This is a genomic window from Pseudomonas sp. Pseusp16 (genome assembly GCF_047324915.1).
Classification (GTDB): domain Bacteria; phylum Pseudomonadota; class Gammaproteobacteria; order Pseudomonadales; family Pseudomonadaceae; genus Aquipseudomonas; species Aquipseudomonas fluorescens_CD.
Window position 1 is genome coordinate 1081528 of sequence record NZ_CP168522.1, and the last position, 23618, is coordinate 1105145.

General features: G+C 61.7%; 25 protein-coding genes. 13 read left to right on the forward strand and 12 right to left on the reverse strand.

Features of this window, described 5'->3' with window-relative positions:
- Positions 1-86: 86 nt before the first annotated feature.
- Complete coding sequence (locus tag ACEN8Q_RS04760) at positions 87-950, reverse strand: universal stress protein (RefSeq protein WP_413428131.1); 864 nt, start codon at positions 948-950, stop codon at positions 87-89.
- Positions 951-1112: 162 nt separating this feature from the next.
- On the opposite strand from ACEN8Q_RS04760, the gene ACEN8Q_RS04765 reads away from it, so the two are divergent.
- On the forward strand, positions 1113-1721 hold the full coding sequence (locus ACEN8Q_RS04765) for a tRNA-(ms[2]io[6]A)-hydroxylase (RefSeq protein ID WP_413428130.1): 609 nt from the start codon (positions 1113-1115) through the stop codon (positions 1719-1721).
- A 114-nt stretch (positions 1722-1835) separates the two neighbouring features.
- Here the strand turns inward: ACEN8Q_RS04765 and ACEN8Q_RS04770 are convergent, their stop codons facing one another.
- Complete coding sequence (locus ACEN8Q_RS04770) at positions 1836-2324, reverse strand: GFA family protein (RefSeq protein ID WP_413424760.1); 489 nt, start codon at positions 2322-2324, stop codon at positions 1836-1838.
- Between the two features lie 234 nt (positions 2325-2558).
- On the opposite strand from ACEN8Q_RS04770, the gene ACEN8Q_RS04775 reads away from it, so the two are divergent.
- The 3 genes from ACEN8Q_RS04775 to ACEN8Q_RS04785 all read left to right on the forward strand — a co-directional run bounded on the left by ACEN8Q_RS04775 (position 2559) and on the right by ACEN8Q_RS04785 (position 5768).
- A complete protein-coding gene (locus ACEN8Q_RS04775) occupies positions 2559-3443 on the forward strand; it encodes a LysR substrate-binding domain-containing protein (RefSeq protein ID WP_103393673.1) in 885 nt (294 codons plus the stop codon).
- A gap of 100 nt (positions 3444-3543) precedes the next feature.
- A complete protein-coding gene (gene aguA / locus ACEN8Q_RS04780; RefSeq protein WP_413424757.1) occupies positions 3544-4668 on the forward strand; it encodes an agmatine deiminase in 1125 nt (374 codons plus the stop codon).
- A 2-nt stretch (positions 4669-4670) separates the two neighbouring features.
- Positions 4671-5768, forward strand: coding sequence for an extracellular solute-binding protein (locus ACEN8Q_RS04785; protein ID WP_413704626.1), 1098 nt, complete (start codon positions 4671-4673; stop codon positions 5766-5768).
- A 114-nt stretch (positions 5769-5882) separates the two neighbouring features.
- On the opposite strand, the gene ACEN8Q_RS04790 is transcribed toward ACEN8Q_RS04785, so the two are convergent.
- The 5 genes from ACEN8Q_RS04790 to ACEN8Q_RS04810 form a co-directional block, all read right to left on the reverse strand.
- Positions 5883-6500, reverse strand: coding sequence for a DNA-3-methyladenine glycosylase family protein (locus tag ACEN8Q_RS04790; RefSeq protein ID WP_413704627.1), 618 nt, complete (start codon positions 6498-6500; stop codon positions 5883-5885).
- A 3-nt stretch (positions 6501-6503) separates the two neighbouring features.
- Positions 6504-7316, reverse strand: a complete 813-nt coding sequence (locus ACEN8Q_RS04795; RefSeq protein WP_413424751.1) for an isocitrate lyase/PEP mutase family protein — start codon at positions 7314-7316, stop codon at positions 6504-6506.
- 34 nt (positions 7317-7350) lie between these two features.
- Entirely contained in the window at positions 7351-8433 is a 1083-nt protein-coding gene (locus ACEN8Q_RS04800) for a bifunctional transcriptional activator/DNA repair enzyme AdaA (protein ID WP_413704628.1), read from the reverse strand.
- A gap of 184 nt (positions 8434-8617) precedes the next feature.
- Positions 8618-9238, reverse strand: coding sequence for a LysE family translocator (locus tag ACEN8Q_RS04805; RefSeq protein WP_413424747.1), 621 nt, complete (start codon positions 9236-9238; stop codon positions 8618-8620).
- A gap of 91 nt (positions 9239-9329) precedes the next feature.
- A complete protein-coding gene (locus ACEN8Q_RS04810; protein WP_413704629.1) occupies positions 9330-10226 on the reverse strand; it encodes a DMT family transporter in 897 nt (298 codons plus the stop codon).
- Positions 10227-10315: 89 nt separating this feature from the next.
- On the opposite strand from ACEN8Q_RS04810, the gene ACEN8Q_RS04815 reads away from it, so the two are divergent.
- Together ACEN8Q_RS04815 and ACEN8Q_RS04820 are read left to right on the forward strand one after the other, a co-directional pair.
- Positions 10316-11647: a PLP-dependent aminotransferase family protein gene (locus tag ACEN8Q_RS04815; protein ID WP_413704630.1), complete on the forward strand. Its 1332-nt coding sequence runs from the start codon at positions 10316-10318 to the stop codon at positions 11645-11647.
- Between the two features lie 91 nt (positions 11648-11738).
- Positions 11739-12326 (forward strand): LysE family translocator, encoded by a 588-nt coding sequence (locus tag ACEN8Q_RS04820; protein ID WP_413704631.1) that lies wholly within the window; start codon positions 11739-11741, stop codon positions 12324-12326.
- A gap of 17 nt (positions 12327-12343) precedes the next feature.
- On the opposite strand, the gene ACEN8Q_RS04825 is transcribed toward ACEN8Q_RS04820, so the two are convergent.
- Positions 12344-13177 (reverse strand): helix-turn-helix domain-containing protein, encoded by an 834-nt coding sequence (locus tag ACEN8Q_RS04825; protein ID WP_413704632.1) that lies wholly within the window; start codon positions 13175-13177, stop codon positions 12344-12346.
- A 33-nt stretch (positions 13178-13210) separates the two neighbouring features.
- On the reverse strand, positions 13211-13714 hold the full coding sequence (locus ACEN8Q_RS04830) for a VOC family protein (protein ID WP_413424737.1): 504 nt from the start codon (positions 13712-13714) through the stop codon (positions 13211-13213).
- Positions 13715-13980: 266 nt separating this feature from the next.
- Here ACEN8Q_RS04830 and ACEN8Q_RS04835 point away from each other — a divergent pair, with 266 nt between their 5' ends.
- The 6 genes from ACEN8Q_RS04835 to ACEN8Q_RS04860 all read left to right on the forward strand — a co-directional run bounded on the left by ACEN8Q_RS04835 (position 13981) and on the right by ACEN8Q_RS04860 (position 19485).
- The gene (locus ACEN8Q_RS04835; protein ID WP_413424735.1) at positions 13981-14229 is read left to right on the forward strand and encodes a transmembrane sensor/regulator PpyR; all 249 of its coding nucleotides are present in this window, start codon (positions 13981-13983) and stop codon (positions 14227-14229) included.
- Entirely contained in the window at positions 14229-15383 is a 1155-nt protein-coding gene (locus tag ACEN8Q_RS04840; RefSeq protein WP_413424733.1) for an NnrS family protein, read from the forward strand. The genes ACEN8Q_RS04835 and ACEN8Q_RS04840 overlap by 1 nt, the downstream gene beginning before the upstream one ends.
- Before the next feature lie 231 nt (positions 15384-15614).
- A complete protein-coding gene (locus ACEN8Q_RS04845) occupies positions 15615-16070 on the forward strand; it encodes a (2Fe-2S)-binding protein (protein ID WP_413424731.1) in 456 nt (151 codons plus the stop codon).
- Between the two features lie 7 nt (positions 16071-16077).
- Positions 16078-18246 (forward strand): molybdopterin cofactor-binding domain-containing protein, encoded by a 2169-nt coding sequence (locus ACEN8Q_RS04850; protein ID WP_413424729.1) that lies wholly within the window; start codon positions 16078-16080, stop codon positions 18244-18246.
- Position 18247: 1 nt separating this feature from the next.
- Entirely contained in the window at positions 18248-18829 is a 582-nt protein-coding gene (locus ACEN8Q_RS04855) for a hypothetical protein (protein WP_413424727.1), read from the forward strand.
- A gap of 74 nt (positions 18830-18903) precedes the next feature.
- Complete coding sequence (locus tag ACEN8Q_RS04860; RefSeq protein ID WP_413424725.1) at positions 18904-19485, forward strand: GGDEF domain-containing protein; 582 nt, start codon at positions 18904-18906, stop codon at positions 19483-19485.
- Between the two features lie 125 nt (positions 19486-19610).
- Here ACEN8Q_RS04860 and ACEN8Q_RS04865 read toward each other — a convergent pair whose 3' ends face one another.
- A complete protein-coding gene (locus tag ACEN8Q_RS04865) occupies positions 19611-20036 on the reverse strand; it encodes a VOC family protein (RefSeq protein ID WP_413424723.1) in 426 nt (141 codons plus the stop codon).
- Positions 20037-20149: 113 nt separating this feature from the next.
- Here ACEN8Q_RS04865 and ACEN8Q_RS04870 point away from each other — a divergent pair, with 113 nt between their 5' ends.
- The gene (locus ACEN8Q_RS04870) at positions 20150-21010 is read left to right on the forward strand and encodes a LysR family transcriptional regulator (protein WP_413424721.1); all 861 of its coding nucleotides are present in this window, start codon (positions 20150-20152) and stop codon (positions 21008-21010) included.
- Positions 21011-21193: 183 nt separating this feature from the next.
- Here the strand turns inward: ACEN8Q_RS04870 and fabI are convergent, their stop codons facing one another.
- Positions 21194-21988, reverse strand: a complete 795-nt coding sequence (gene fabI, locus ACEN8Q_RS04875) for an enoyl-ACP reductase FabI (protein WP_057398455.1) — start codon at positions 21986-21988, stop codon at positions 21194-21196.
- 19 nt (positions 21989-22007) lie between these two features.
- Positions 22008-23618 (reverse strand): ABC transporter ATP-binding protein, encoded by a 1611-nt coding sequence (locus tag ACEN8Q_RS04880; RefSeq protein WP_413424719.1) that lies wholly within the window; start codon positions 23616-23618, stop codon positions 22008-22010.

Consider the following 23618-nt stretch of genomic DNA (forward strand, 5'->3'; position numbering starts at 1 on the left):
CCACAAGGGAATGCATTTCAAATGTGGGAGCGGCGGTGCGACGATTCGACTTGCTCGCGAAGGCGTCCTGACAGTCGCTACAAATCTCAATGATTGTTCGCAATCTCCTCCAGATGATCCTCGATTTCCTGCGGCTTGAGCACCAGCACATCGCTCTCGACCGCATCCAGCACCACTTCCGCCGTATTGCCGATCAGGGTCCCGGACAAACCGCTGCGGGCCACGGTACCGATCACCGTCACCGCCGCCTGCAGCTTGTGCACCATGAACGGGATCAGCACATCCGCCGGGCCTTCCTCGATGTGCAGGTGCTCATCGTCAATGTCGAATTCAGTCTGGAACGACTTGCATTGCTCGCGGTAGCGCGCCTGGATGGTTTCGCTGAGTTGAAACGTCGGGTCGGCCGACGACAGCATCGGTGACGGGTGGGCGCTGATCACGTGCAGGTGGGCCTTGGCCAGGGTTGCGATGTCATAGCCATGATCAATGATCGTGTCGTGCAGGTGGCGGTGTTCGGAGTCGGTGTTGCCGACGTCGACAGCGGCCAGGATCACTTTGTCTTTCCATGAACCGGCGGTTTTCACCAGCAGTACCGGGGAAGGGCATTGGCGCAGCAATTTCCAGTCCTCGGGTGTCAGCAGGGCCTTTTTCAGTGTGCTGTCGGGAAAATGCTGCTTCACCACCAGGCCGCAACCTTCGGCTTGCTGCACATCGGTGATGGTTTGATGCAGGCTATGATTCCAGGCCTGTTCAGTGGTGACGCTGTAACCGTCCGACAGTAAAGCGGCCTTGAGCACACCCAACATGCCACTGTGATCATGCTTGGGATCGCACACCAGCAGATGCAGATGCGCCTGGGTCACACCGGCAATCAGCTTCGCCCGTTTGAGCGCCAGGCTTTCGGAGTGTTCGGGGTCGATGACCACCAGAATGCTGCGTACGGCTTGCATGATCGGGATCTCCTGAAAATGAAAAAGCACGGCGTTGCACAACTATAGTTGCTGTCTGCGATTCGGGGACTTGATGCATATCAACGGTTGGCGACTGGTGGTCTGCGGGCAGGCCGGTATAATCGGCGCCCTTCGTTTTGAACCTATTTTTCCGTGAGCCCCATGATCCTTCCCGAAATTCACGAGTTCCTTGGCTGCCGCACCCCCGACGGCTGGGTTCAAGCCGCGCTGGCCGATCAGGAAACCCTGCTGATCGACCACAAGAACTGCGAATTCAAGGCCGCCAGCACCGCATTGAGCCTGATCGCCAAGTATCACTCCCACGTAGACCTGATCAACATGATGTCGCGCCTGGCCCGGGAAGAGCTGGTGCACCACGAACAGGTCATGCGCCTGATGAAACGCCGCAAGATCGCGCTGCGCCAACTGTCCGCCGGGCGCTATGCTTCGGGGCTGCGCAAGGTGGTACGCAGTCACGAGCCGGTGAAACTGGTGGACACATTGGTGGTGGGGGCATTCATCGAGGCCCGCAGTTGCGAGCGTTTCGAAGCGCTGGTGCCGCATCTGGACGAAGAACTGGGTAAGTTCTATTTCGGTCTGCTCAAGAGCGAGGCCCGGCACTTCCAGGGTTACCTGAAACTGGCCTACCAGTACGGCGACGCCAAGGATATTGCCCAGGTGATCGACAAGGTCCGCGCCGCCGAGCAGGAACTGATTGAGTCGCCGGATGTGGAGTTTCGTTTTCACAGCGGCGTGCCTGCGGCGGTCTGATTATTTGGTGTTGTTCTGGCGGACGCCTTCGCGAGCAAGCCCGCTCCCACAGGGAAATGCATTCCAACTGTGGGAGCGGGCTTGCTCGCGAAGGGGCCATCAGCCAAACAAAAGCTAACGGCTCAAACCCAACCGTTCATGCCATTGCGCGATGGACTCTTCGGGGTACAGGTCGAACTGTTGATCCCTGGGCTGCGCCTGAACCTCTACCCACGGCGCTTTTGAGCCGAGCATCAGGTGTGTGTGCTCCGGCGGCACCGGCAGTGGCGTGTCGATGGCCGACGCGAAGGGGTGAATCAACTCAGGCCATTCGGGGCTGAACAGCCATAAACCCGAGCCGCACACCGAGCAGAAATGCCGCTCGGCGGTGCTGCTGTGGGCGCGTTTTTGGCCTTGTTCCTTGAGTCGCGCGTGGTAAATCGCGATGTGCTTGCGCCCGCGAACCTTGAGGCTGGCGGCATCGCCACCGAGGTTGATCGAATAGCCGCCACCGCCCTGGGTCTTGCGGCAGATCGAGCAGTAGCAACGCTGGTAAGGGTAGGGGTGGGCGCTGGTCAAACTGAACGACACCGCGCCGCAATGGCAGGAGCCTTCGAGGTGCATGGTGGTCTCCGGTGGCTTGGGGGATCCGGTATTAGCCTAGAAGACAAGAAGCGAGAGTGCCGACGCCATCGCAGGCAAGCCAGCTCCCACAGGTTATGTACCGGGCACAAGTTTTCTGTTCGCCTGCAATCCTTGTGGGCGCTGGCTTGCCAGCGATGAACGATAACGCGGTCCCACTGGACGCACACTAATGTCCGGGTCAGCATGGGCACCTCGAAACCGGGATCAAGCCCCATGCGACGACTACCCTCCCTGGCAGCCCTCAGAACCTTCGAATGCGCCGCCCGTCACGCCCATTTCGGCCGGGCGGCGGCCGAGTTGTGTGTCACCGACAGCGCGGTCAGCCACCAGATTCGCCAACTCGAAGAGCAACTCGGCGTGTCGCTGTTCGTGCGCGAAGGCCGGCAGATTCGCCCGACCCTGGCCGCCGGGCGCCTGATGCAAAGCCTGCAACAGGCCTTCGAACTGATTGGCGATGCCTGCGATGAACTGCGCGATCCTTCATCCCTGGCGGTATTACGCCTGGCGGTCACCGCCGAGCTGGCGCAAAAGTGGCTGATGAGTCGCCTCACGGATTTCTACGCGCGCTATCCGCACATCACTCTGCATCTGTACGAACAACCGATCGACGCCACGGCGCCCGGGGAAGACATCGACCTGGCGATCACCTACGGCACCGGTCCGGTGGACAGCACCGCGTATTTCGTCAGGCCGCTTCCGGCGTTGCAGTTCTTTCCGGTGTGCAGTCCCGGCCTGTTCAACCAGGGCACTCTGAAAACCCCGAAGGACCTGGTCCGTCATTGCCTGCTGCACGATGATCAGGACGGCAAGACCTGGACCGCGTGGCTCACCAGTCATGCCGGCGACCAGCGTCCGGACCGCCAGTTGTATTTCGCCCATGCCGGGCTGGCGCTGGAAGCGGCCGCTCAAGGGCAGGGCGTGGCCATGGGCGACAACCTGACAGCCCAGGAAGATTTGCTCAGCGGTCGGCTGGTACGGCCGTTTACGTCGAGCATGACCGCCCTGGGCCAATACGCGCTGGTGTGCGAGAGGGTGCGGCTGGAGCGTCCGGCGGTGGCGCAGATGCTGGAATGGTTCAACGATCAGTTGCTCGATTGATGAGTTTAATTCAAGTATTCCGAAATAATCATCGTTGGCGAGCCAGTCGCCAACGCCCTTAGCCTGTGGTCATTCCAATCCCTGCTGAAGAGGTTTGACCATGGCACGTTTGCTCGACACCACTCCCAAACAGGACGGTTTCCGTCTGCCCGGTGAATTCGAAGCCAAGTCCGGTTGCTGGCTCGGCTGGCCGGAGCGCACCGACGTCTGGCGCAACGGTGCCAAGCCGGCGCAGAAAGTCTGGGTGCAGATCGTCACCGCCATTTCCATGAGCGAACCGGTCACCGTATGCGCCTCGGCCGCACAGTTCGCCACCGCGCGCCGGCAGTTGCCACCGCAGGTACGTGTGGTGGAAATGACCTGCAACGACACCTGGTTCCGCGACAGCGGCCCGTGCTTTGTGGTCAATGACCAGAGCGGCGAAGTGCGCGGCGTCGACTTCGAATTCAACGCCTACGGCGGGCTCGACGGCGGCCTGTACTACCCGTGGGACAAGGACGACCAGATCGCCGGCAAAATCCTCGAAATCGAACGCTTCGACCGCTATCGCGCGCCACTGATTGCCGAACTGGGTGGCATCCAGAGCGACGGCCAGGGCAGTATCCTGACCACTGAACAATGCCTGCTCAACCGCAACCGCAACCAGCATCTGGGCAAGGACGAAGTCACCCGTCGCCTGACCGATTACCTCGGCGCCGAGCAGGTCATCTGGCTGCCGCGGGGCTGCAAGTTCGACGAAACCGATGGCCATGTCGACGACCTCGCGTGCTTCGTGCGCCCTGGTGAAGTGGTGTTGCAATGGACCGACAACCGCGATGACCCGCAGTGGGAAATCTATCAGGAAGCCTACGACATCCTGCGCAGCACCCGTGACAGTCGCGGCCGCGAGTTGATCGTGCACAAGCTGCCGCAGCCGGATGTGCTGGAGTGGACAGCTGAAGAGGCCGAAGGGCTGGACCAGCAGGACAGCACTCATACCCGTCAGGCCGGGACGAAAATCTGCGCGTCGTACATCAACTACTACGCCGGCAACCGTTCCATCGTGGTGCCGCTGTTTGGTGATCGCAACGACAAGGTGGCGCTGGCAACCCTGGCCGAGCTGTTCCCGAAACACAGCATCGTCGGCATCGAAAACTCCCGGGAAATCCTCCTCGGCGGCGGCAACGTCGCGTGCATCACCATGCCGCAGTACGCTGGCACTGCTTGCAACAAGATGGGAGTCTGACCATGGGCCTGCACAAACTGACTCAAGCAATACTGCTGGTGCTTGCACCCCTGTGTGTGCAGGCCGCCGATACCGCCAAGCCGGTGGTCAACCTGTACATCTGGGGCGAGTACCTGGCCCCGGATACCCTGAAGAACTTCGAGGAAAAAACCGGCATCCATGTGGTGGCCGATCACTTCGACTCCCTGGAAACCGTCGAGACCAAGCTGCTCACCGGCCGCAGTGGCTACGACCTGGTACTGACGGCGGGGCAGCACCTGTCGCGCGCCATCGAGAGTGGCGCGGTGCAGACGGTGGACAAACAACAGCTGCCGCACTTTGCCGGGGTTGGCGAGGAGTTCCGCCAGCACATGGCGGTGTTCGATCCGGGCAATCGTTATGCCGGGATCTACGCCTGGGGCACTACGGGCGTGGGTTATCAGGAACAGGCCGTGAAACAGCGCCTGCCCGACGCGCCGACAGACAGCTGGGCGATGCTGTTCGATCCGGCCGTGGTCTCGAAATTCGCCGATTGCGGGGTCAGCCTGCTCAACGATCCCAACGAAGTGTATGCGGCGGTCATGAAATACATGGGGCTGGACATCAACCGCCAGAACCTCGACGACCTGAAACTGGCCGAGCAGCAACTGGCGAAGATTCGGCCGTACATTCGCTACTTCGACAACGACCTGAACATCAGCGACCTGGCCAACGGCAACACCTGCGTGGCGATGTCGTGGAACGGCAACGTAGGCATCGCGGCGGGCCAGGCCGAGGCTGCGGGTAAGCCGTACTCGCTGACGTACCGCATTCCGAAGGAGGGCACGTTGATCTGGTTCGATGCCATGGTCATTCCCAAGGATGCGCCGCATCCAAAGGCCGGTCTTGCACTGATGGACTACCTGATGACTCCGGAGGTGATTGCGCCGATCACCGATACCATCCACTACGCCAATGCGATCACGGCGGCGGATGGCTTGATCGACCCGGCGATTCGCAATGATCCGGGGACGTATCCGCCGGCGGTGGTCAGGGCTTCGCTGTACAGCAAGAATGACAATGGCAAGGCGTTCAACCGGGCGTTGATCCGGGCGTTCAGTCGGTTGAAGTCGGGGTTGTGATCTGTTTCGGGTGATGTATTGACTGGACGGACGCCTTCGCGAGCAAGCCCGCTCCCACAAGGATCACGCGAACCCTGTGGGAGCGGGCTTGCTCGCGAAGAACGATAACGCGGTCTACCGCCCAGGCACCCGCCACAAATACCAGGAGGCCACCGTCCGGTAAGGGCTCCACCCCAACCCGATCTCGATCATCTGCTTGCGCGTCGGCTGCACCTCCAGGCCCTTGAGTCGCCTGTAGCCCTCACGCACGCCAAAGTCATCGGCCGGCAGGATGTCCGGTCGGTCCAGGCTGTAGATCAGCAACATCTCCACGGTCCAGCGGCCCACGCCGCGCAACGTGATCAGGCGTTCGATCAGCGCTTCATCGTCCATGGCCAGCGCCGTGGTGTAATCCGGCACCACGCCGTCCAGCGCCGCCTGGGCGATGCCCTGAATGGTCGCGATCTTGCTCGCGGAAAACCCGCAACTGCGCAACCTGTCGAAGTCTGTCGCGACGATCTGTTCAGGCCTGGGAAACGAGCCCGAACCGAACAGCGCCAACAGCCGGCCGACAATCGCATCGCCAGCCTTGGCATGCAGTTGCTGATAGGCAATCGCCCGCACCAGCGACTCATACGGATCACGCGCCGCATGCGGCTGGTGCAGGCATGGGCCGATGGCGTCGATATGGCGGCGCCAGTCGTCATCGATGGCGGCCAGGAACTCACTGGCCGCCCGATAGCCGTCGGACATCGGTCAGGCTTTCCCGGACAGATTCAACAGGGCATTCACTTCACCATAGGTGAAGGCCTTCAGGTCGTGGGTATCGAGCTTGCCGGTTTGCAGAAAGCTTTTGGCGATGCCGGCCATGGCACCGTAGAGGAATTCGGCGATGCCTGAACCTGCGGACAGGCGGCGCACGCCAAGTGCCTCGAGCACTTCGGGCGACGGCAAGCCCGGGAAGCCAAGCACATTCAATGGCAGCGAGGTGCCGTGGCACAGCGCCTTGATCTCGTACTCCGCGGTAACGCCCGCCGCAAACAGGCCATTGGCACCGGCCGCCTGATACAACGCGGCGCGCTTGAGGGTTTCGGCGACGCGATCCTCGGCAGGCACCAGTCCCCGCAGATACACGTCGGTGCGCGCATTGATGAACAGGTTCACCTGACGGCGATCGGCAACCCGGCGCGCGGTCTCAATCTTGCGTGCCAGCAAATCCGGCGGCGAAGAACCGTCCTCGATATTGATCCCAACCGCGCCGGCGGCTATCACGGCGTCAACCACCTGAGCCACCCGTTCCAGATCATCGGAATAACCCGCCTCGATGTCCACGGTCAGCGGCACCGAAATGACCCGGGCAATCGACTCGACGGTCGAGACCAGACGCTCAAGGGGCAGGGTGTTGCCATCCGGGTAGCCATGTACCCAGGCCACCGCCGCGCTGCTGGTGGCCACGGCCTTGTTGCCCAGTTGTTCTACCAGCCGCGCCCCGGCGGCATCGGCGACGTTGGTGAGGATCAGCAAGCCATCGTGATGCAGTTGGTGCAGATGATTGTCGAGCCTGTCCATCGAGTTTCCTTCCTTATGAAAAGTCTGTGGGGGATCAGAACGCCAATTGCTCCGTGAGCTGCACCGCTGCGTTTTCCAGTCTGAGCAGAAACGCCTTGCGCGGTTGGCCTCCAGCGTAGCCGGTCAGCGAGCCGTCGGCACCGATCACTCGATGGCACGGCACGACAATCGATAAGCGGTTATGCCCGTTGGCCAGGCCCACCGCCCGGCTGGCACCGGGCTTGCCCAGAGCCGCCGCGATGGCACCGTAGGTGGTGGTTTGGCTGTAAGGGATCTTCAGCAGTTCAGCCCAGACCCTGCGGGAGAACTCGCTGCCGGGCATGTGCAGGGCAACGCTGAACTCCGTGAGCGTGCCGGCGAAATACGCGGACAACTGCGCTTCGATCTGTTGCAAATGCGGGTTGTGTCCCGGTGCCACGGCATAACCGAAACGGTTTTGCAGCGCTTCGACCGAAGGGTTCAGCGATGGCTGATCGAGAAACTCCAGCAGCACCAGTCCACGCCGTTCGGCCATGGCGATCATCGGCCCCAACGGCGTGGTCAGGCGCGTGAACAGCAGCGGCTCGCTGTTGGCCGCACGGCCCGGGGTGATGTGAAACGACTTCTGAAAGGCATCGCGAAAGCCGCTCAGGGACTCGTAGCCGGAATCGAATGCGACGTCGTCGATGGAGTCGCCCTGTTTGATTCCGCCCAACGCCAAACCCAGGCGCCGGGCGCGCAGCCACGCGTGGAAGGTCATGCCGAAATGCTGCTTGAACCAGCGACGCAGCTTCAGAGGTTCGACGCCTTCGGCCAGTAGCCGGGTGTCGGTCCAGCGCTGCTCCGGGGCGGCGTCTACCGACTTGAACAATTTTTGCACCCAGTCCGGCGCTCTGGCGGCCGTGTCCAGCGGTTTGCAGCGCAGGCAGGCGCGGTAGCCCGCCGCCAGGCATTGTTCGGTGTTGGCAAAGAACTCGACATTCGCAGGCTTCGGGCTGCGGGCGGTGCAACCGGGGCGGCAGAAGATTCGAGTGGTCTTGACCGCCGTGAAAAACACCCCCTCGTAGGAGGTGTCTCGCTCGAGCATGGCGCGAACCATCTCGGCATGGGGCGGTAGCAGCGTTTTTTGTAGGTTCATGGGCGCAGCATAGATCGCCTCATGGGTAGCCTCCACCGGAAAATCGACAGCGAATTTCGCACTGGAAAGTGAGCTCACCCTGTGGGAGCGGGCTTGCTCGCGAAGGCGTCGTGTCATTCGACATCGAGGTGCCTGACACGACGCCTTCGCGAGCAAGCCCGCTCCCACATATCAGCGCAAATTCTCAGGCGCGTCTGGCCATCAGCAACACCGAAGCCGCCGCCGACAGCAACCCGGCGCAGCAGCGGTTGAATATCCGCTTGCCCAACGGCCTGGCGAACCAGCGGCGCATGTGCAGGCCCATGTAGGCATAGGCGCCGATGGCGATCCACTCCAGCACCAGAAACAGCGCGCCCAACACCACGAACTGCGGCGCAATGGCGTGGGTCGAGTCGACGAATTGCGGCAGGAACGCGGTGAAAATCAGGATGGCCTTGGGGTTGCCGGCCGCTACCAGGAATTCCTGTCGGGCCAGCGCCAGGGTGCCCACGGGCGCTGTAGTGACCACGTTTTCGACGCCAGGATCGGCGCGCCACAATTGCCAGGCGAGGTAGAACAGGTAGGCGGCGCCGAGGATCTTGATGGCATAGAACAGCAGTTCGGAGGTTTGCAGTACCACCGCCAGCCCCGCCGAGGCGAGGGCAATCATCCCGGCAAACGCCAGCAACCGGCCGATGCCGGCCACACACGCGGTGCGGTAGCCATAGCGGGTCGAATTGCTGACCGACAGCAGGTTGTTGGGGCCGGGTGCCATATTGAGGGCGAAGCAGGCCGGCAGAAACAGGGTGAGGGTGGCGAGGTCCATGGTGGGCTCCTGTAGCAAGAGCGCTATTTTTATCACAGCAAAGCGCTGGCCAGACCCATACAGTGACGGGCGTAAACCACCGTACAAGGGGCTATCTGGCGAATTTTTTCGCCCCGGCGACGCAGAGGATCACTGCGACGGTGACACCCAGCATGCCGAGGCTGACCTGCTCATGCAGCAGAGTGGCGGCCAGGGTCAGGCCGAAAAACGGCTGCAGCAGCTGCAATTGCCCAACGGCGGCGATGCCCCCTTGGGCCAGGCCGCGATACCAGAACACGAAACCGATCAGCATGCTGAACAGCGAGACGTAAGCCAGGCTGAACCAGGCCGGCGTGCTGATGCCGGTGAACGAAGCTGGCATGCGCATCCAGCTGAGCACCGCCACGAGCGGTAGCGACACTACCAGCGCCCAGGAAATCACCTGCCAGCCACCGAGCGTGCGCGACAGTTTCGCGCCTTCGGCATACCCCAGGCCGCAGGCGAGGATGGCCAACAGCATAAGGATGTCGCCTTGCGGGGAGGCGGTCAGCCCTTGGGACAGGGCAAACCCGACCACCAGCAGGCTACCCAGCACCGAGAAAATCCAGAACGCCGCCCGTGGCCGCTCGCCGCCGCGCAAAACGCCAAACACCGCCGTCGCCAGGGGCAACAGGCCGACGAAGACGATGGAGTGTGCGGACGTCACGTATTGCAGTGCCAGCGCCGTCAGCAGAGGGAAACCGATGATCACACCCAGAGCGACGATCATCAGCGGTATCAGTTGATCGCGCGCCGGACGTTTTTCCTTGAATAACCACAGCAGGCACAGCGCCAGGAGCGCAGCGATGGTTGCACGGGCGACCGTCAGGAACACCGGATCAAACTCCAGCACCGCCACCCGTGTTGCCGGCAGCGAGCCGCTGAAGATCACCACGCCGATCAGGCCATTGATCCAGCCGCTGGTGCTGTTTTCCAGGGTCCGGTGTTGCAGGTTCGAGGTCCGTTCCATTTGGTTCACGCTCATTGTCTGATTGCACGAAACTCATCCTATGAGCGACTATCGATACAATCAAAAAATTGTCATGGATACATCTCGACATGCCTCGATCCCGCTACAAAACGCTGGTGGATGCCTTTGCCGCCGACATCCGTGCCGGGCGTTTGCCGCCTGGCACGCGCCTGCCGACTCACCGGCAACTGGCGACTGAGCACGGCCTGGCACTGGTCACCGCCAGCCGGGTGTATGCCGAGCTGGAGGGAATGGGCCTGGTCAGTGGCGAAACCGGACGCGGGACCTTTGTCAGGGAGACCTCGCTGCCACCGGGTCAGGGAATCTCGCAGCACGTGGTGGCGGCGGGGATGATCGACCTGAATTTCAACTACCCGTCATTGCCAGGCCAGGCCGACCTGCTGCGCAATGCCTTGCGTCAGCTGGCGTTGTCCGGTGACCTGGAATCCCTCCTGCGTTATCAGCCCCACGCGGGGCGCCTGCATGAGCGGGCCTCGGTCGCGCGCCATCTGCTTGAACGCGGGCTGAGCGTGCCGGCCGGGCAGGTGTTGATCGTCAGCGGCGCCCAGCATGGCCTGGCGGTGGCAATGATGACGCTGCTCAAGCCCGGCGATGTGATCGCCGCCGATGCGCTGACCTATCCCGGTTTCAAGACACTGGCCGAAACGCTGCATCTGGAAGTCCTGCCCATTCCGGTCACGGATACCGGGCCTGATCTGCCTGCTCTGGAAAAACTCTGCCGCAGCCGATCGGTACGGGCCGTGTACTCGATGCCGACCTTGCATAACCCGCTGGGCTGGGTGATGGACGCCGCTCAGCGCGAGCAACTGGTGGTGATAGCGCGCCGGCATGACCTGACCATCATCGAGGACGCTGCCTACGCGTTCCTGGCCGAAAACGTACCGCCGCCACTGGCCGGGCTGGCGCCTGAGAGAACGGTGTATGTGTCCGGTCTGTCGAAGAATGTCGCCACCGGGCTGCGCGTTGGCTTCATGGCCGCACCCGTGCAATGGGTCGCCGCCTTCGAGCGCACCATCATGGCGACCACCTGGAACACCCCCGGCGTGATGACCGCCATCGCCACGGCCTGGCTCGACGATGGCACCGTCAGCCAGCTGGAGTCGCAAAAACGGGCGGACGCCCAGGCCAGGCAAGCCCTGGCCCGGGAGGTTTTGGCGGGGCTCAGGACCATCAGCCACCCGAATTCCTACTTCATCTGGCTGCCGTTGGCCGAAGACGCCCGGGCCGACCGGATCGCCATGGCGCTGATGCGCGAGCAGGTGTCGGTGTCGCCGGCCGAGCCTTTTGCAGTTTCGGCCCATGTGCCGCACGCGATACGCCTGGCGTTGGGCTCGGTGGACATGGACTCGCTGCGCATTGCCCTGAACAAAGTGAAGAGCGTCGTCAGCTATTACTCATAGCGAGGCCGGGCAGGGCAGTTTTCTTCAATACGCGAGCCAGTCGGCGCTTTACCTTGAGGGCCTTGTTCAACTCGACGGAAGAAGGTGTGCAATGAGTCTGATGATGTCCATGGCAGCGTTTGCGCTGGTCGCTTCCATTACCCCGGGGCCGGTCAACATTGTGGCGCTGAGCTCCGGCGCGCGGTTCGGCCTGCGGGCCAGCCAGCGTCACGTGGCCGGGGCCACGCTGGGGTTTGTCTTGCTGTTGGTGCTGATGGGATTGGGCCTGCATGAGTTGTTGCAACAGTGGCCCGCGCTGACGCAGGTGGTGCAATGGGCGGGCGTAGCCTTTCTGTTGTACATGGCCTTCAAGCTGGCGGCAGACAATGGACAGGTGCAAGCCAATGAATCAGCACAGGCCCCGTCGATGCTGTACGGCGCCATCATGCAGTGGCTCAACCCGAAGGCCTGGCTGGCCTGCGTGGCCGGCATGGGCGCGTTTGTCGCCGATGGCGAGGCGCGGCTGGTTTGGCAATTCGCCGCGATTTATCTGGTGATCTGCTATCTGTCGGTCGGTTGCTGGGCTTATGCCGGGACGTTTCTGAGCGGTTTTTTGAACAACCCGGCGGGGATGCGGTTGTTCAATCGCGCCATGGCGTTGTTGCTGGTGGTGAGCGCGGTGTATCTGCTGCTGCCGTAATGGCAGCCACTAGAGATTCAGCCCCGATACTGCCCCGGCGTTGCCGCCAGGTGCTGTTTGAACGCCCGTTGAAAATGCGCCTGATCGGCGAACCCCGCTTCCAGCGCCACGTCTGCAATCAGTTTGCCGCTGCGCAATTGATCCTGGGCGAACTGGATGCGCCGGTTCACCAGGAACGCGTGGGGCGTCATGCCGTAATGCTGTTTGAAGGCGCGGATCAGGTAGGACGGTGACAGTTGCGCTGCCTCGCAAATGTCTTCGAGCCTGAGGGTTTGCGTGCAGTGGTCGCGGATGTAATCGGCGGCACGTTCCAGCTTGAAATTGGGTTCACGCAGCGGTGGGTCGATCGGGTTCAATCGCTGCTGCACATCGGTGAAAAACTCCACCGCCACGCTGTGTTTGCGCAGCACATCCTGTTGTGGGTCGACCAACACTTCATACAAGCCCGCGAGGCCGGCAAACAGGTGGGCGTCCCGCGTATGGGTCAGCGAAAAGCGGCGAAACGCCGTGTCATCGCTGAACCCCAGCTGGTGCTGCAAATCGGTCAGCCACGGCGTATCGACGTACAGCATCAGGTACGACCAGGGTTGGTCCTCGATCGGATTGCAGGCATGGACGTCGCCGGGGTTCATCAGTACGACCGTGCCGGCGCTGACCTCGAATGCGCACTGCTCATGGACATAGGTGCTGCGCCCGGCGGTGATCGCCCCGATGGAAAAGTGCTCGTGGGCATGCCGGGTGTAGCAGACTTCGCGCCCGTCGGCGATGGAGCGGGCTTCGATGAAGGGCAGGGCATCATCGCGCCAGAAGCGCGGGGCCTTGTCGGCGTTTTTGGCAACGGCGTGCTTCATGCTCATTCCTCGGCAGGTCAGTGCCCGAGTGTATTAGCTCTCGCCGTCAAAGGCTCGTTGCAGTTCGGCGATATCGAGTTTTTTCATCTGCATCATCGCCTGCATGGCCCGTTGGGATTTTTTCGTGTCCGGGTCTTTGATCATGTCCATCATCGCGACGGGGACGATCTGCCACGACAGCCCGAACTTGTCCTTGAGCCAACCGCATTGCTGGGCCTCGGGTACGCCACCGGCCGAGAGGTTGCCCCAGTAATGATCGACTTCTTCCTGGGTCAGGCAATTGACCTGAAACGAAACCGCTTCACTGAACTTGAACAACGGCCCGCCGTTGAGGCCGGTGAAGCTCTGCCCGTCGAGCTCGAAGCTGACGGTCATGACCGAACCTTCGGGCCGGCCATGGAATTCGAAACCGGCATGGCCGTAGTGGGTGATGGCCGTGATTTTCGAATGATCGAAGATCGAGCAATAGAACTTCGCCGCCTCTTCGGCCTGATCGTCGAACCACAGGCAAGGCGTGAGTTTTTGTACGCGTAGCATGGTGCCAACTCCTCTTCAGGTTACGCATGTCCAGGACTTTCAGCGTAGTCAGCCTCTGGTCGCCAGGCCGTACCGTAGATCGAGAAAATTGCCACAGGTTTGCGAAAACGTAGTCTTAATGACTTGATGAAGAGTCTAATTGACTATTTGTGTGGTGTGTCGTTATGACTCGTATTCGCACAAGTGCCTGGATCTGAAGGGGTAAAAAGCTGGCACGGGACTTGATCAGGTAAACGTACAACTGAACGCCTTCAGGAGTACGCAAAATGTTCAACTTCTTCAGCAACCCGCAGAACGTTCTTGAGTTGTCGAGCCGTGTGCTCGGTGCTGGCCTGGCGATGCTGCTGGCCGGCATCTACGGTGCCTATCTTTACGACGGCCACCTGTCGATCGTCGTACTGGTGACTATGCACGCCATGACCATTCTCGGCCCGACCCTGTTGAAAATCGGCTATGTCATGCGCCTGCTTTCTCAGTATCGACTGAGCCAAGGCCCGGTCCGGGTGGTGGCTTGATGCGCCGGCTTGCCGTTGCACCGGTATTCAGCCTTGGCTTCCGGCCATTCTTTCTCGCCGGTGCCGGTTTCGCCGCCATCGCCGTGGCTATCTGGGCCTTGTGGCTGTACGGGCGTTTGCCCGGTGCGCAACCGGTGGGCGGCATGCTCGCCTGGCATCGGCATGAAATGCCCTTCGGATTTGCCACGGCCATCATCGCCGGGTTCCTCCTGACTGCGGTGCCCAACTGGACCGGCCGGCCGGGGCTCAAGGGCTGGCCGCTGATCGGCCTGCTGCTGGTGTGGCTGCTGGCGCGGCTGGCGTGGTACCTGCCGATACCGGCATCCTTGCTGCTGGCCTTGCAGGTTCCGTTTCTGCCTCTGTTGGCGTGGGTGTTGGGGCGCGATCTGCTGGCTGCGGGCAAGCGCGAGAATTATCCGATTCTATTGATGGTGTCGTTGCTGGCCGGGTGTCAGGCATTGACGTTGCTGGGGTTTGTCGTTGATGACGCCAATCTGCAACGTCATGGCGTGCTGGCCGCTTTGTGGCTGGTGGGCGCGCTGATGAGCGTGATCGGCGGGCGGGTGATTCCGTTCTTCATCCAGCGCGGCTTGAATCGTCCGGCAACGCCTGCAGCCCATCCGTTGCCGGGCAAGGTGTTGCTGGTCAGTGCCATGCTGGCGGCGGTGTCTTTTGCCGCCGGTTTGAACGACGTCCCACGTGTGTGGCTGGCAGTGTTGTTTGCGTTGCTGAGCGGCTTGCATCTGCTGCGCCTGTGGCGCTGGCATGACCGCGGCCTGTGGCGCGTGCCGCTACTGTGGTCGCTGTACTTGGCTTACGCCTGGCTCGCGGTGGCGACGCTGGCCATGGCGCTGTGGCACCTGGGCGTGATGCCGCAACAAAGCCTGGCCACCCATTCGCTGGCCGTTGGCGGTATCGGCGGGTTGATCCTGGCGATGATCGCGCGGGTCAGCCTGGGGCATACCGGGCGGCCGTTGCTGCCCTCGAAAGTAATCGTTGCGGGATTTGCCCTGGTGCTGGTGGCGGGTGTGTCACGGGTGTTGCTGGTGCCGTTTTCCGGGTGGGGATTGGGAATGTCGGCGCTGCTTTGGTGTATGGCATTCGGGCTGTTTCTGTCGCGTTACACCGGTATTTTGCTCAAGCCGAGGGTGTAGGAGCGAAGCTTGCTCGCGACGGCCGTGAACGATAACGCGCCCTGTCTGAATGACCGCGTTGTACTGGCGTTTTTCGCGAGCAAGCTCGCTCCTACAGGTGACCGGTGGTCGACGCACCACGGCCTGCCGGCAAATTTGCGCTTAGCTGAAGGGATAGCCCGGGGCGCGCGCAGGTTGGACAAGACCGCAGCGGCGCCCCTTCAGATCATCGTGAGCCTGAGGAACTGCGCCATGCTGACCCTGAACATCAATGGCCAGGATCAGGAGCTGGATGTCCCCGCCGACATGCCGCTGCTCTGGGTCTTGCGCGATGTGGCCCACCTCACCGGCACCAAATTCGGCTGCGGTATCGCCCAATGCGGGGCCTGCACCGTGCACGTCGACGGCGCGCCGCTACGTGCCTGTATCACACCGGCCACGGCTGTGGCCGATGGGCAAAGGATTCTCACCATCGAAGGCCTGTCCGCGGACGGTTCGCACCCGGTGCAACAGGCCTGGGCGGAACTTGACGTGGTCCAGTGTGGTTACTGCCAGTCCGGGCAGATCATGTCGGCGGCGGCGTTGCTGGCGAAGATTCCGAAACCGACCGACAGCGACATCGATCAGGCACTGTCCGGCAACATCTGCCGCTGCGGCACTTACCCGCGGATTCGCGCCGCCGTCAAGCGCGCCGCCGAGCTGGGTTGAGGTTGCCATGAACAGCATCGACAGGTTATCGCGCCGTGGTTTTCTCAAGGGCAGTGCCTGGCTGGGCGGTGGGCTGGTGGTCGCGTTTGTCATTCCCGGCGCTCACCGGTTCGCCATGGGCGCGCAGAACCAGGGCAACGTGTTTGCGCCAAACGCCTTCCTGCGCATTGGCAATGACAACAGTGTCACTGTGTTGCTCGGGCACTCGGAAATGGGCCAGGGCATCTGGACCGGCCTGACCATGTTGATCGCCGAAGAACTCGACGCCGACTGGGCGAAAATCCGCGTCGAACATGCCCCGGCATCGGCCGCCGATTACGGCCTGGCCGGGTTTGGCGGGATGCAAATCACTGGTGGTTCGACCTCGACCTGGATGGAATTCGACCGCTATCGCCAGGCCGGCGCAGCGGCGCGCTTGATGCTGATCGAGGCGGCGGCCAAGCGTTTCAATGTTCCGCCGTCCGGGATTCAAACCGAGTCGGGCGTGGTCATCGCTGGCGAGCATCGCGCCACTTATGGCGAATTGGCCGATGACGCAGGTCAGTTGCCTCGGCCGGACCCGGCCTCGATCAAACTCAAGGACGCCAAGGACTGGCGGCTGATCGGCAAACCCACCAGGCGCCTGGACACACCGGAGAAAATCACCGGGCGGGCGAAATTCGGCATGGACGTGCAGTTTGACGGGCTGATGACCGCGATGGTCGCCCGTTCACCCACATTCGGCGGTAGCGTCAGATCCTTTGAAGGCGCCGAAGCGCTGGCGATTCCGGGTGTACACAAAGTGGTGCAGGTGCCGACAGGCATCGCGGTGATTGCCGAACATTATTGGGCGGCGAAGCTGGGCCGCGATGCGCTGAAAATCGACTGGAACCCGGGGCCGAATGCCGGGCTCGATAGCCAGGCGCTGCTGGAAAGCTTCCGCAAACTCGCCGCCACCCCAGGCCTGAACGCCGGTCAGGCCGGCGATACCCAGGCTGCGCTGGCGAAAGCGGCGAAGACCATCGACGCTGAATACAGCGTGCCTTATCTGGCCCACGCGCCGATGGAACCACTGAACTGCACGGTGCGCATCACCAAGGACAAGTGCGAAATCTGGACCGGTACCCAGTTTCAGACCCTGGATCAAATGGTCGCCGGGGAAATCACCGGGCTCAAGCCCGAACAGGTCGAGATCCATACCGAGTTTCTTGGCGGCGGCTTCGGGCGACGGGCCAATCCGACGTCGGATTTCGTCAGCGAAGCGGTGTATGTCGCCAAGGCCGCAGGTGCACCGGTGAAAACCGTGTGGGCGCGGGAGGATGACATCCGTGGCGGCTATTATCGCTCGGCGTTCCTGCACCATGCACGCATCGGGCTGGATGCCGACGGCCTGCCATTGGCCTGGAAGCATGTGATGGTCGGGCAGTCGATCATGGCCGGCACCTCGCTTGAAGCGAGCATGGTCAAGGACGGGATCGACAAGACCTCCGTCGAGGGCGTGGCCGATAGCCCCTACCTCGAAGGGCTGGCCAATCACCAGATTGAACTGCACTCACCGAAGACCGGGATCAGCGTGTTGTGGTTACGTTCGGTGGGGCACACCCACACCGCGTTTGTCATGGAATCGCTGATCGATGAACTGGCCACGGCAGCGGGCAAGGATCCGGTGGAGTATCGGCGCACCTTGCTCAAGGACCATCCGCGCCACCTCGGTGTGCTGAACCTTGCGGTGGAGAAAGCCAACTGGAAGGCGCCGTTGCCGGATGGCCATGCACTGGGTGTGGCGGTGCACGAGTCGTTCGGCAGTTACGTGGCTCAGGTGGCCGAAGTGTCCCAGGACAACCTCGCCATTCGCGTGCACCGGGTGGTGTGCGCGGTGGACTGCGGCATCGCGGTCAACCCGCAGAGTATCGCCGCGCAGATGGAGTCGTGCATTACCTTTGGCCTGGGCTTCACCTTGCACAGCAAACTGACGCTCAAGGACGGGCAGGTGGTGCAGTCCAACTACCACGACTATCAGGTGCTGCGGCTCAACGAAATGCCGGTGGTCGAAGTGCATATCGTACCCAGCAGCGACAAGCCCGGCGGCATCGGCGAAGCCGGTGTGCCACCCACGGCCCCGGCAGTGGCCAACGCGGTGTTTGCCCTGACCGGCCAGCGTCTGCGGGAGCTGCCGTTGCAGCTGTCGGGGGTGTGAGATGAAACGACATCATTGGTTGCTTGGGACGGTGATCCTGATCTGTCTCGTAGCCTACGCATCGCACGTGTTTGCCGATGACCGCGAGGCCTTGCAGGCGTTCGACACCGTGCAGAAGGTCTTCCAGAGCCCCCGTTGCCAGAACTGCCACATTCCCGGTGATTCGCCGCTGCAATTCGATGCCGGGGTGCCGCACGCGATGAATGTCGTGCGTGGCATGGACGGCAAGGGCTCGGCCGGGTTGCCCTGTGCGACGTGCCATGCCCAAAGTAATCCGCCGGCCAGTTATGGGCCTCACGCGCCACCCGGCGCGCCACACTGGAGCCTGCCGCCGGCAGCGCAGCGGATGGCCTGGATCGGCCTGCCGGCCGACCGGCTATGCGCGATGATCAAGGATCGCTCGAGCAACGGCGATCGGGATTTCGCCGCGCTGATCAAACACGTCAGCGACGACAAGCTGGTGCTATGGGGCTGGAGTCCGGGCGGCAATCGCGCGCCGGTGCCGGTGCCCCACGATATCTTCGTCACCCGGTTCAAGCGCTGGGCCGATGCAGGAGGGCCGTGCCCGGTGTCGGGTAGCTGACCAGCGGCACGCAAACAGGGAGCCAATGCAGGTATGAGCGACTCTAACGTGCATACCTGCCAAAGGAGTGAACGATGTTGATCTCAGGAAAAACGGGCAAATCGGGTCAATCCACCAATCAGTTGCTCACGCCACAGCAAGAACGTGAACGGCTGCGCGATCTGGCGCGCCAGGCCGAGCGAGAGTTGGCGGGCGTGCAAATGGCGAGCATGGATGAGCTGACGCTGCTGTCCAATCGCCATGGTTTCAGCGAACTGGCCAAACTCGGACTGGACGCTTGCCGGGAAGTGGCGACGCCGGCGACGCTGCTGTACTTCACCCTCGATGAATTCAAGCGCAACTGTTATCTGTATGGCCGGGCCAAGGGTGACGATGCGCTCAAGACATTCGCCGATGTCCTGCGTATCGGCTTTCGTGAAAACGATGTGGTCGGACGGCTCGAAGGCGACCGGTTCGCGGCGCTGCTGACCGGTTCCAGTGTCGTGGAGATTGCAGCGATCAAGGCGCGACTCGACGAGATACTCGATGAACGCAACGCCACGGCGCATCGCAGTTATGACATTCGGTTCCGCGTTGTCCAGGTCGAGTATGACCCTGAGGTTCATGACTCAATCGAGGACCTGTTAGCTGAGGCCGAGCGGGTGATGAGCCGTTAGGGCTGTGAAGTATTGGCGGGCCTCTTCGCGAGCAAGCCCGCTCCCACAGGGATCTTCAGTGCTACATGGATCCAGTGTGGGAGCGGGCTTGCTCGCGAAGAGGCCCGAACAGGCAACACATACTTTCACTTGGCAAACAGTTGCCCGATATCCTTGAACGCCTTGAACTCCAGCGCATTACCGCAAGGATCAAACAGAAACATCGTCGCCTGTTCCCCCACCAGCCCCTGAAAACGAATCCCCGGCTCGATCACGAAGCGAGTCTCCAGCGACTTCAGCCGCTCGGCCAGCGTCTCCCATTCCGCCATGCCGAGCACCACGCCAAAATGCGGCACCGGCACATCGTGACCATCAACGGCATTGGTGTGCGCGGCTTCTTGCGCAGGATTTTTCGGCGCCAGGTGAATCACCAGTTGATGACCGAAGAAATTGAAATCCACCCAATGATCGCTTGAGCGACCTTCCTCCAGGCCAAACACCTCACCGTAAAAGCGCCGGGCGGCAGGCAAGTCGTAGACGGGAATGGCCAGGTGAAAAGGGGACAGTTGCATCAGGCGTACCTCGGTGGCGGGTGGGAGTGCGTTGAGTTTAGTCCTGTGCTTTTTGATTGAAAGACGATAATTTTTGCGTCGAGCTCAAATTATTTCGATCAATCGAGGCCGCTATGCTGCGAGAACTGAAAACCTTTGTCGCCGTGGCGCGTCACGGCACCTTCGCCGCGGCCGGCATGCACATCGGCCTGACGCAATCGGCGGTCAGCGCGCAGATTCGCAATCTGGAACACGCCCTGGGCATCCGTCTGTTCGACCGCACTGGCCGCCAGGCACTGCTCAATGCAGCAGGGCAGCGTGCATTGCCAATGGCCAGGGAAATGCTCGAAACCTTCAGCCGCATGGCTGTCAGTGACGATGTCGGTGAGTACCGTGGCGAGTTGAAAATTGGCGCGGTGGCGACGGCGCAGACCGGGTTGCTGCCACAGGCGCTGCTGCGATTGCGCCAGCAGGCACCCTTGCTGGAGCCCAAGCTGGTGCCCGGTGTATCGCTGAACCTGCTGAGCCAGGTGGACACGGGAGAAGTGGATCTGGCGATCCTGATCAAGCCACCGTTCGAGTTGCCCAAGGAGTTGTTCGCACAGGTGATTCGCCGGGAGCCGTTTGTACTGATCGTACCGGCGGACCTGGAGGACGATGATCCGTTGCAACTGCTGGCTGAGCACCCTCATGTGCGCTACGACCGCAATTCGTTTGGCGGGCGGCTAGTGACGCGTTTTCTGCGTGAGCAACGGATTGAAGTGCGCGTGGCGCTGGAGCTGGATGAACTGGAGGCCATTGTCAAAATGGTCGAGTGTGGGTTGGGGGTTTCGCTGCTGCCGGAGGCGGGGCTGTGGCTGGAGCATGGGGCGAAGGTCAGGGTGATTCGGTTGGGTGAGTTGACCTTCTACCGCGAGATCGTGCTGTTGCAGCGCTACAGCCAGCGCAATCAGCCGATTCAGCAGTTGTTCGCCAAATGCCTGACACAACACTGACCCTCTGTAGGAGCGAGCTGGCTCGCGAAGGTCGTCAACGATAACGCGCGCAGTCTGGATGAACACGGCGTGCCCGGGTTTTTCGCGAGCAGGCTCGCTCCTACAGGGGGTGCTACATCGGCCGGAAATCGCAGGCATAAAAAAACCGCCTGAAAAGGCGGTTTTTTTGTAGCCGACCGAAGATTACTCTTCGAGGCTGCCCATGGCGGTGGTGTTGAAGCCACCGTCCACGTACATGATTTCACCGCTGATGCCGGACGCCAGGTCCGAGCACAGGAAGGCGCCGGCGTTGCCGACCTCTTCGATGGTGACGTTGCGGCGCAGCGGAGTTTGCGCTTCGTTGGCGGCCAGCATCTTGCGGAAGTTCTTGATGCCGGAAGCGGCGAGGGTGCGGATCGGACCTGCCGATACACAGTTGACGCGAGTACCGTCCGGGCCCAGGGAGCCGGCCAGGTAGCGTACGCCCGCTTCCAGGGAAGCCTTGGCCATGCCCATTACGTTGTAGTTCGGCATGGTGCGCTCGGCGCCCAGGTACGACAGGGTCAGCAGGCTGCCGTTGCGGCCTTTCATCATTTCACGGCCGGCCTTGGCCAGTGCCACGAAGCTGTAGGCGCTGATGTCGTGAGAGATGCGGAAACCTTCACGGGTGGTGGCTTCGGTGAAGTCGCCGTCCAGTTGGTCGCCCGGGGCGAAGCCCACGGAGTGCACGATGCAGTCCAGGCCATCCCACTTCTTGCTCAGTTCTTCGAAGACCTTGGCGATTTCTTCATCGCTGGCCACGTCGCACGGGAAGCACAGCTCAGGGCTCGAACCCCAGCCTTGTGCGAACTCTTCGACACGACCCTTGAGTTTGTCGTTCTGATAAGTGAAGGCAAGCTCAGCGCCCTCGCGATGCATGGCGGCAGCGATGCCGGATGCGATGGACAGCTTGCTGGCGACACCGACGATCAGTACGCGCTTACCGGCGAGAAAACCCATGTGTTGCTCCTCTTTCAGGTTATTGCGCAGTGGCCGGAGCCAGAAAAGCGGCTTCCAGCAACTGCTGTGTATATGGATGTTGGGGGGCGGCAAAAATGCTTTGCGCGTCTCCCTGTTCGACCACTTGGCCATGCTTGACCACCATCAACTGGTGGCTCAGCGCTTTCACCACAGCCAGGTCATGGCTGATAAACAGATACGTCAGGTTGTACTTGGTTTGCAGCGAACGCAAAAGCTCCACCACTTGGCGCTGTACGGTGCGGTCGAGAGCCGAGGTCGGCTCGTCCAGCAAAATCAACGCCGGTTTTAACACCAATGCCCGGGCAATGGCGATTCTCTGCCGTTGCCCGCCGGAAAATTCGTGGGGGTAGCGATGCCGGGTTTCCGGATCCAGGCCTACCTCCTTGAGTGCTGCAATGATCGCTTGTTCCTGTTCCGCCTCGGTGCCCATCTTGTGGATCCGCAGGCCTTCGCCAACGATGTCATTCACGCACATCCGTGGGCTCAGGCTGCCGAACGGGTCCTGAAACACCACTTGCATCTCCCGTCGCAGCGGCCTGACTTGTTGCTGCGTCAGGCAGTCTAGCGGCTGGCCTTCAAAGCGAATGGCGCCTTTGCTGGCGATCAACCGCAAAATCGCCAGGCCCAGCGTCGACTTGCCGGAACCGCTTTCACCCACGATCCCCAGGGTCTGGCCCTGGGGCAGGCTGAAGTTGATGCCGTCCACCGCCTTGACGTAATCCACCGTGCGCTTGAGCAAGCCTTTCTTGATCGGAAACCAGACTTTCAGGTCTTCGACCGCCAGCAAGGGCGGGCCGATCACGTTGCTTGCAGGCTTGCCGCCGGGCTCCGCTGCCAGCAGTTCCCGAGTGTACGGATGCTGCGGCGCGCGGAACAATTCTTCGCACGATGCCTGTTCGACGATGCAACCTTGCTGCATGACACATACGCGATGCGCAATTCTTCGCACAAGGTTCAAATCATGGCTGATCAGCAGCAGGGCCATGCCCAATCGGGCCTGCAGTTCCTTGAGCAACTCGAGGATTTTCAGCTGAACGGTCACGTCCAGCGCAGTGGTCGGCTCGTCGGCGATCAGCAGTTCCGGCTCGTTGGCCAGGGCCATGGCGATCATCACCCGTTGACGCTGGCCGCCGGACAATTCGTGGGGCAGGGCCTTGAGGCGTTTGTGCGGCTCGGGGATGCCGACCATCTCCAGCAGTTCCAGCGTGCGTTTGGTCGCGACCTTGCCGGTCAGCCCTTTGTGGATGCCCAGCACCTCGTTGATCTGCTTTTGAATCGAGTGCAGGGGATTGAGCGAGGTCATCGGCTCCTGGAAGATCATCGCAATGCGGTTGCCGCGAATGTGGCGAATGGTCTTTTCTTTCAGGTTCAGCAGGTTCTGCCCGGAATATTCGATCGTGCCGGACGGATGCCGGGCAAGGGGGTAGGGCAGCAGGCGCAGGATCGAATGGGCGGTGACCGATTTGCCGGAACCGCTCTCGCCGACCAGGGCCAGGGTTTCGCCGCGCTTGATGTCGAAGCTGACGCCTTCGACGGCCCGCTGGCAGCGATTGCCGACGACAAAGTCGACGGACAGGTCGCGCACTTCGATCAGATTGTGCTGATTCAT

What these genes read in the sequence shown, in the direction of transcription:
- ACEN8Q_RS04760 (WP_413428131.1), bottom strand. Translation starts at nt 950, where the DNA reads ATGCAAGCCGTACGCAGCATTCTGGTGGTCATCGACCCCGAACACTCC.
- ACEN8Q_RS04765 (WP_413428130.1), top strand. Translation starts at nt 1,113, where the DNA reads ATGATCCTTCCCGAAATTCACGAGTTCCTTGGCTGCCGCACCCCCGAC.
- ACEN8Q_RS04770 (WP_413424760.1), bottom strand. Translation starts at nt 2,324, where the DNA reads ATGCACCTCGAAGGCTCCTGCCATTGCGGCGCGGTGTCGTTCAGTTTG.
- ACEN8Q_RS04775 (WP_103393673.1), top strand. Translation starts at nt 2,559, where the DNA reads ATGCGACGACTACCCTCCCTGGCAGCCCTCAGAACCTTCGAATGCGCC.
- aguA (WP_413424757.1), top strand. Translation starts at nt 3,544, where the DNA reads ATGGCACGTTTGCTCGACACCACTCCCAAACAGGACGGTTTCCGTCTG.
- ACEN8Q_RS04785 (WP_413704626.1), top strand. Translation starts at nt 4,671, where the DNA reads ATGGGCCTGCACAAACTGACTCAAGCAATACTGCTGGTGCTTGCACCC.
- ACEN8Q_RS04790 (WP_413704627.1), bottom strand. Translation starts at nt 6,500, where the DNA reads ATGTCCGACGGCTATCGGGCGGCCAGTGAGTTCCTGGCCGCCATCGAT.
- ACEN8Q_RS04795 (WP_413424751.1), bottom strand. Translation starts at nt 7,316, where the DNA reads ATGGACAGGCTCGACAATCATCTGCACCAACTGCATCACGATGGCTTG.
- ACEN8Q_RS04800 (WP_413704628.1), bottom strand. Translation starts at nt 8,433, where the DNA reads ATGAACCTACAAAAAACGCTGCTACCGCCCCATGCCGAGATGGTTCGC.
- ACEN8Q_RS04805 (WP_413424747.1), bottom strand. Translation starts at nt 9,238, where the DNA reads ATGGACCTCGCCACCCTCACCCTGTTTCTGCCGGCCTGCTTCGCCCTC.
- ACEN8Q_RS04810 (WP_413704629.1), bottom strand. Translation starts at nt 10,226, where the DNA reads ATGGAACGGACCTCGAACCTGCAACACCGGACCCTGGAAAACAGCACC.
- ACEN8Q_RS04815 (WP_413704630.1), top strand. Translation starts at nt 10,316, where the DNA reads ATGCCTCGATCCCGCTACAAAACGCTGGTGGATGCCTTTGCCGCCGAC.
- ACEN8Q_RS04820 (WP_413704631.1), top strand. Translation starts at nt 11,739, where the DNA reads ATGAGTCTGATGATGTCCATGGCAGCGTTTGCGCTGGTCGCTTCCATT.
- ACEN8Q_RS04825 (WP_413704632.1), bottom strand. Translation starts at nt 13,177, where the DNA reads ATGAAGCACGCCGTTGCCAAAAACGCCGACAAGGCCCCGCGCTTCTGG.
- ACEN8Q_RS04830 (WP_413424737.1), bottom strand. Translation starts at nt 13,714, where the DNA reads ATGCTACGCGTACAAAAACTCACGCCTTGCCTGTGGTTCGACGATCAG.
- ACEN8Q_RS04835 (WP_413424735.1), top strand. Translation starts at nt 13,981, where the DNA reads ATGTTCAACTTCTTCAGCAACCCGCAGAACGTTCTTGAGTTGTCGAGC.
- ACEN8Q_RS04840 (WP_413424733.1), top strand. Translation starts at nt 14,229, where the DNA reads ATGCGCCGGCTTGCCGTTGCACCGGTATTCAGCCTTGGCTTCCGGCCA.
- ACEN8Q_RS04845 (WP_413424731.1), top strand. Translation starts at nt 15,615, where the DNA reads ATGCTGACCCTGAACATCAATGGCCAGGATCAGGAGCTGGATGTCCCC.
- ACEN8Q_RS04850 (WP_413424729.1), top strand. Translation starts at nt 16,078, where the DNA reads ATGAACAGCATCGACAGGTTATCGCGCCGTGGTTTTCTCAAGGGCAGT.
- ACEN8Q_RS04855 (WP_413424727.1), top strand. Translation starts at nt 18,248, where the DNA reads ATGAAACGACATCATTGGTTGCTTGGGACGGTGATCCTGATCTGTCTC.
- ACEN8Q_RS04860 (WP_413424725.1), top strand. Translation starts at nt 18,904, where the DNA reads ATGTTGATCTCAGGAAAAACGGGCAAATCGGGTCAATCCACCAATCAG.
- ACEN8Q_RS04865 (WP_413424723.1), bottom strand. Translation starts at nt 20,036, where the DNA reads ATGCAACTGTCCCCTTTTCACCTGGCCATTCCCGTCTACGACTTGCCT.
- ACEN8Q_RS04870 (WP_413424721.1), top strand. Translation starts at nt 20,150, where the DNA reads ATGCTGCGAGAACTGAAAACCTTTGTCGCCGTGGCGCGTCACGGCACC.
- fabI (WP_057398455.1), bottom strand. Translation starts at nt 21,988, where the DNA reads ATGGGTTTTCTCGCCGGTAAGCGCGTACTGATCGTCGGTGTCGCCAGC.
- ACEN8Q_RS04880 (WP_413424719.1), bottom strand. Translation starts at nt 23,618, where the DNA reads ATGAATCAGCACAATCTGATCGAAGTGCGCGACCTGTCCGTCGACTTT.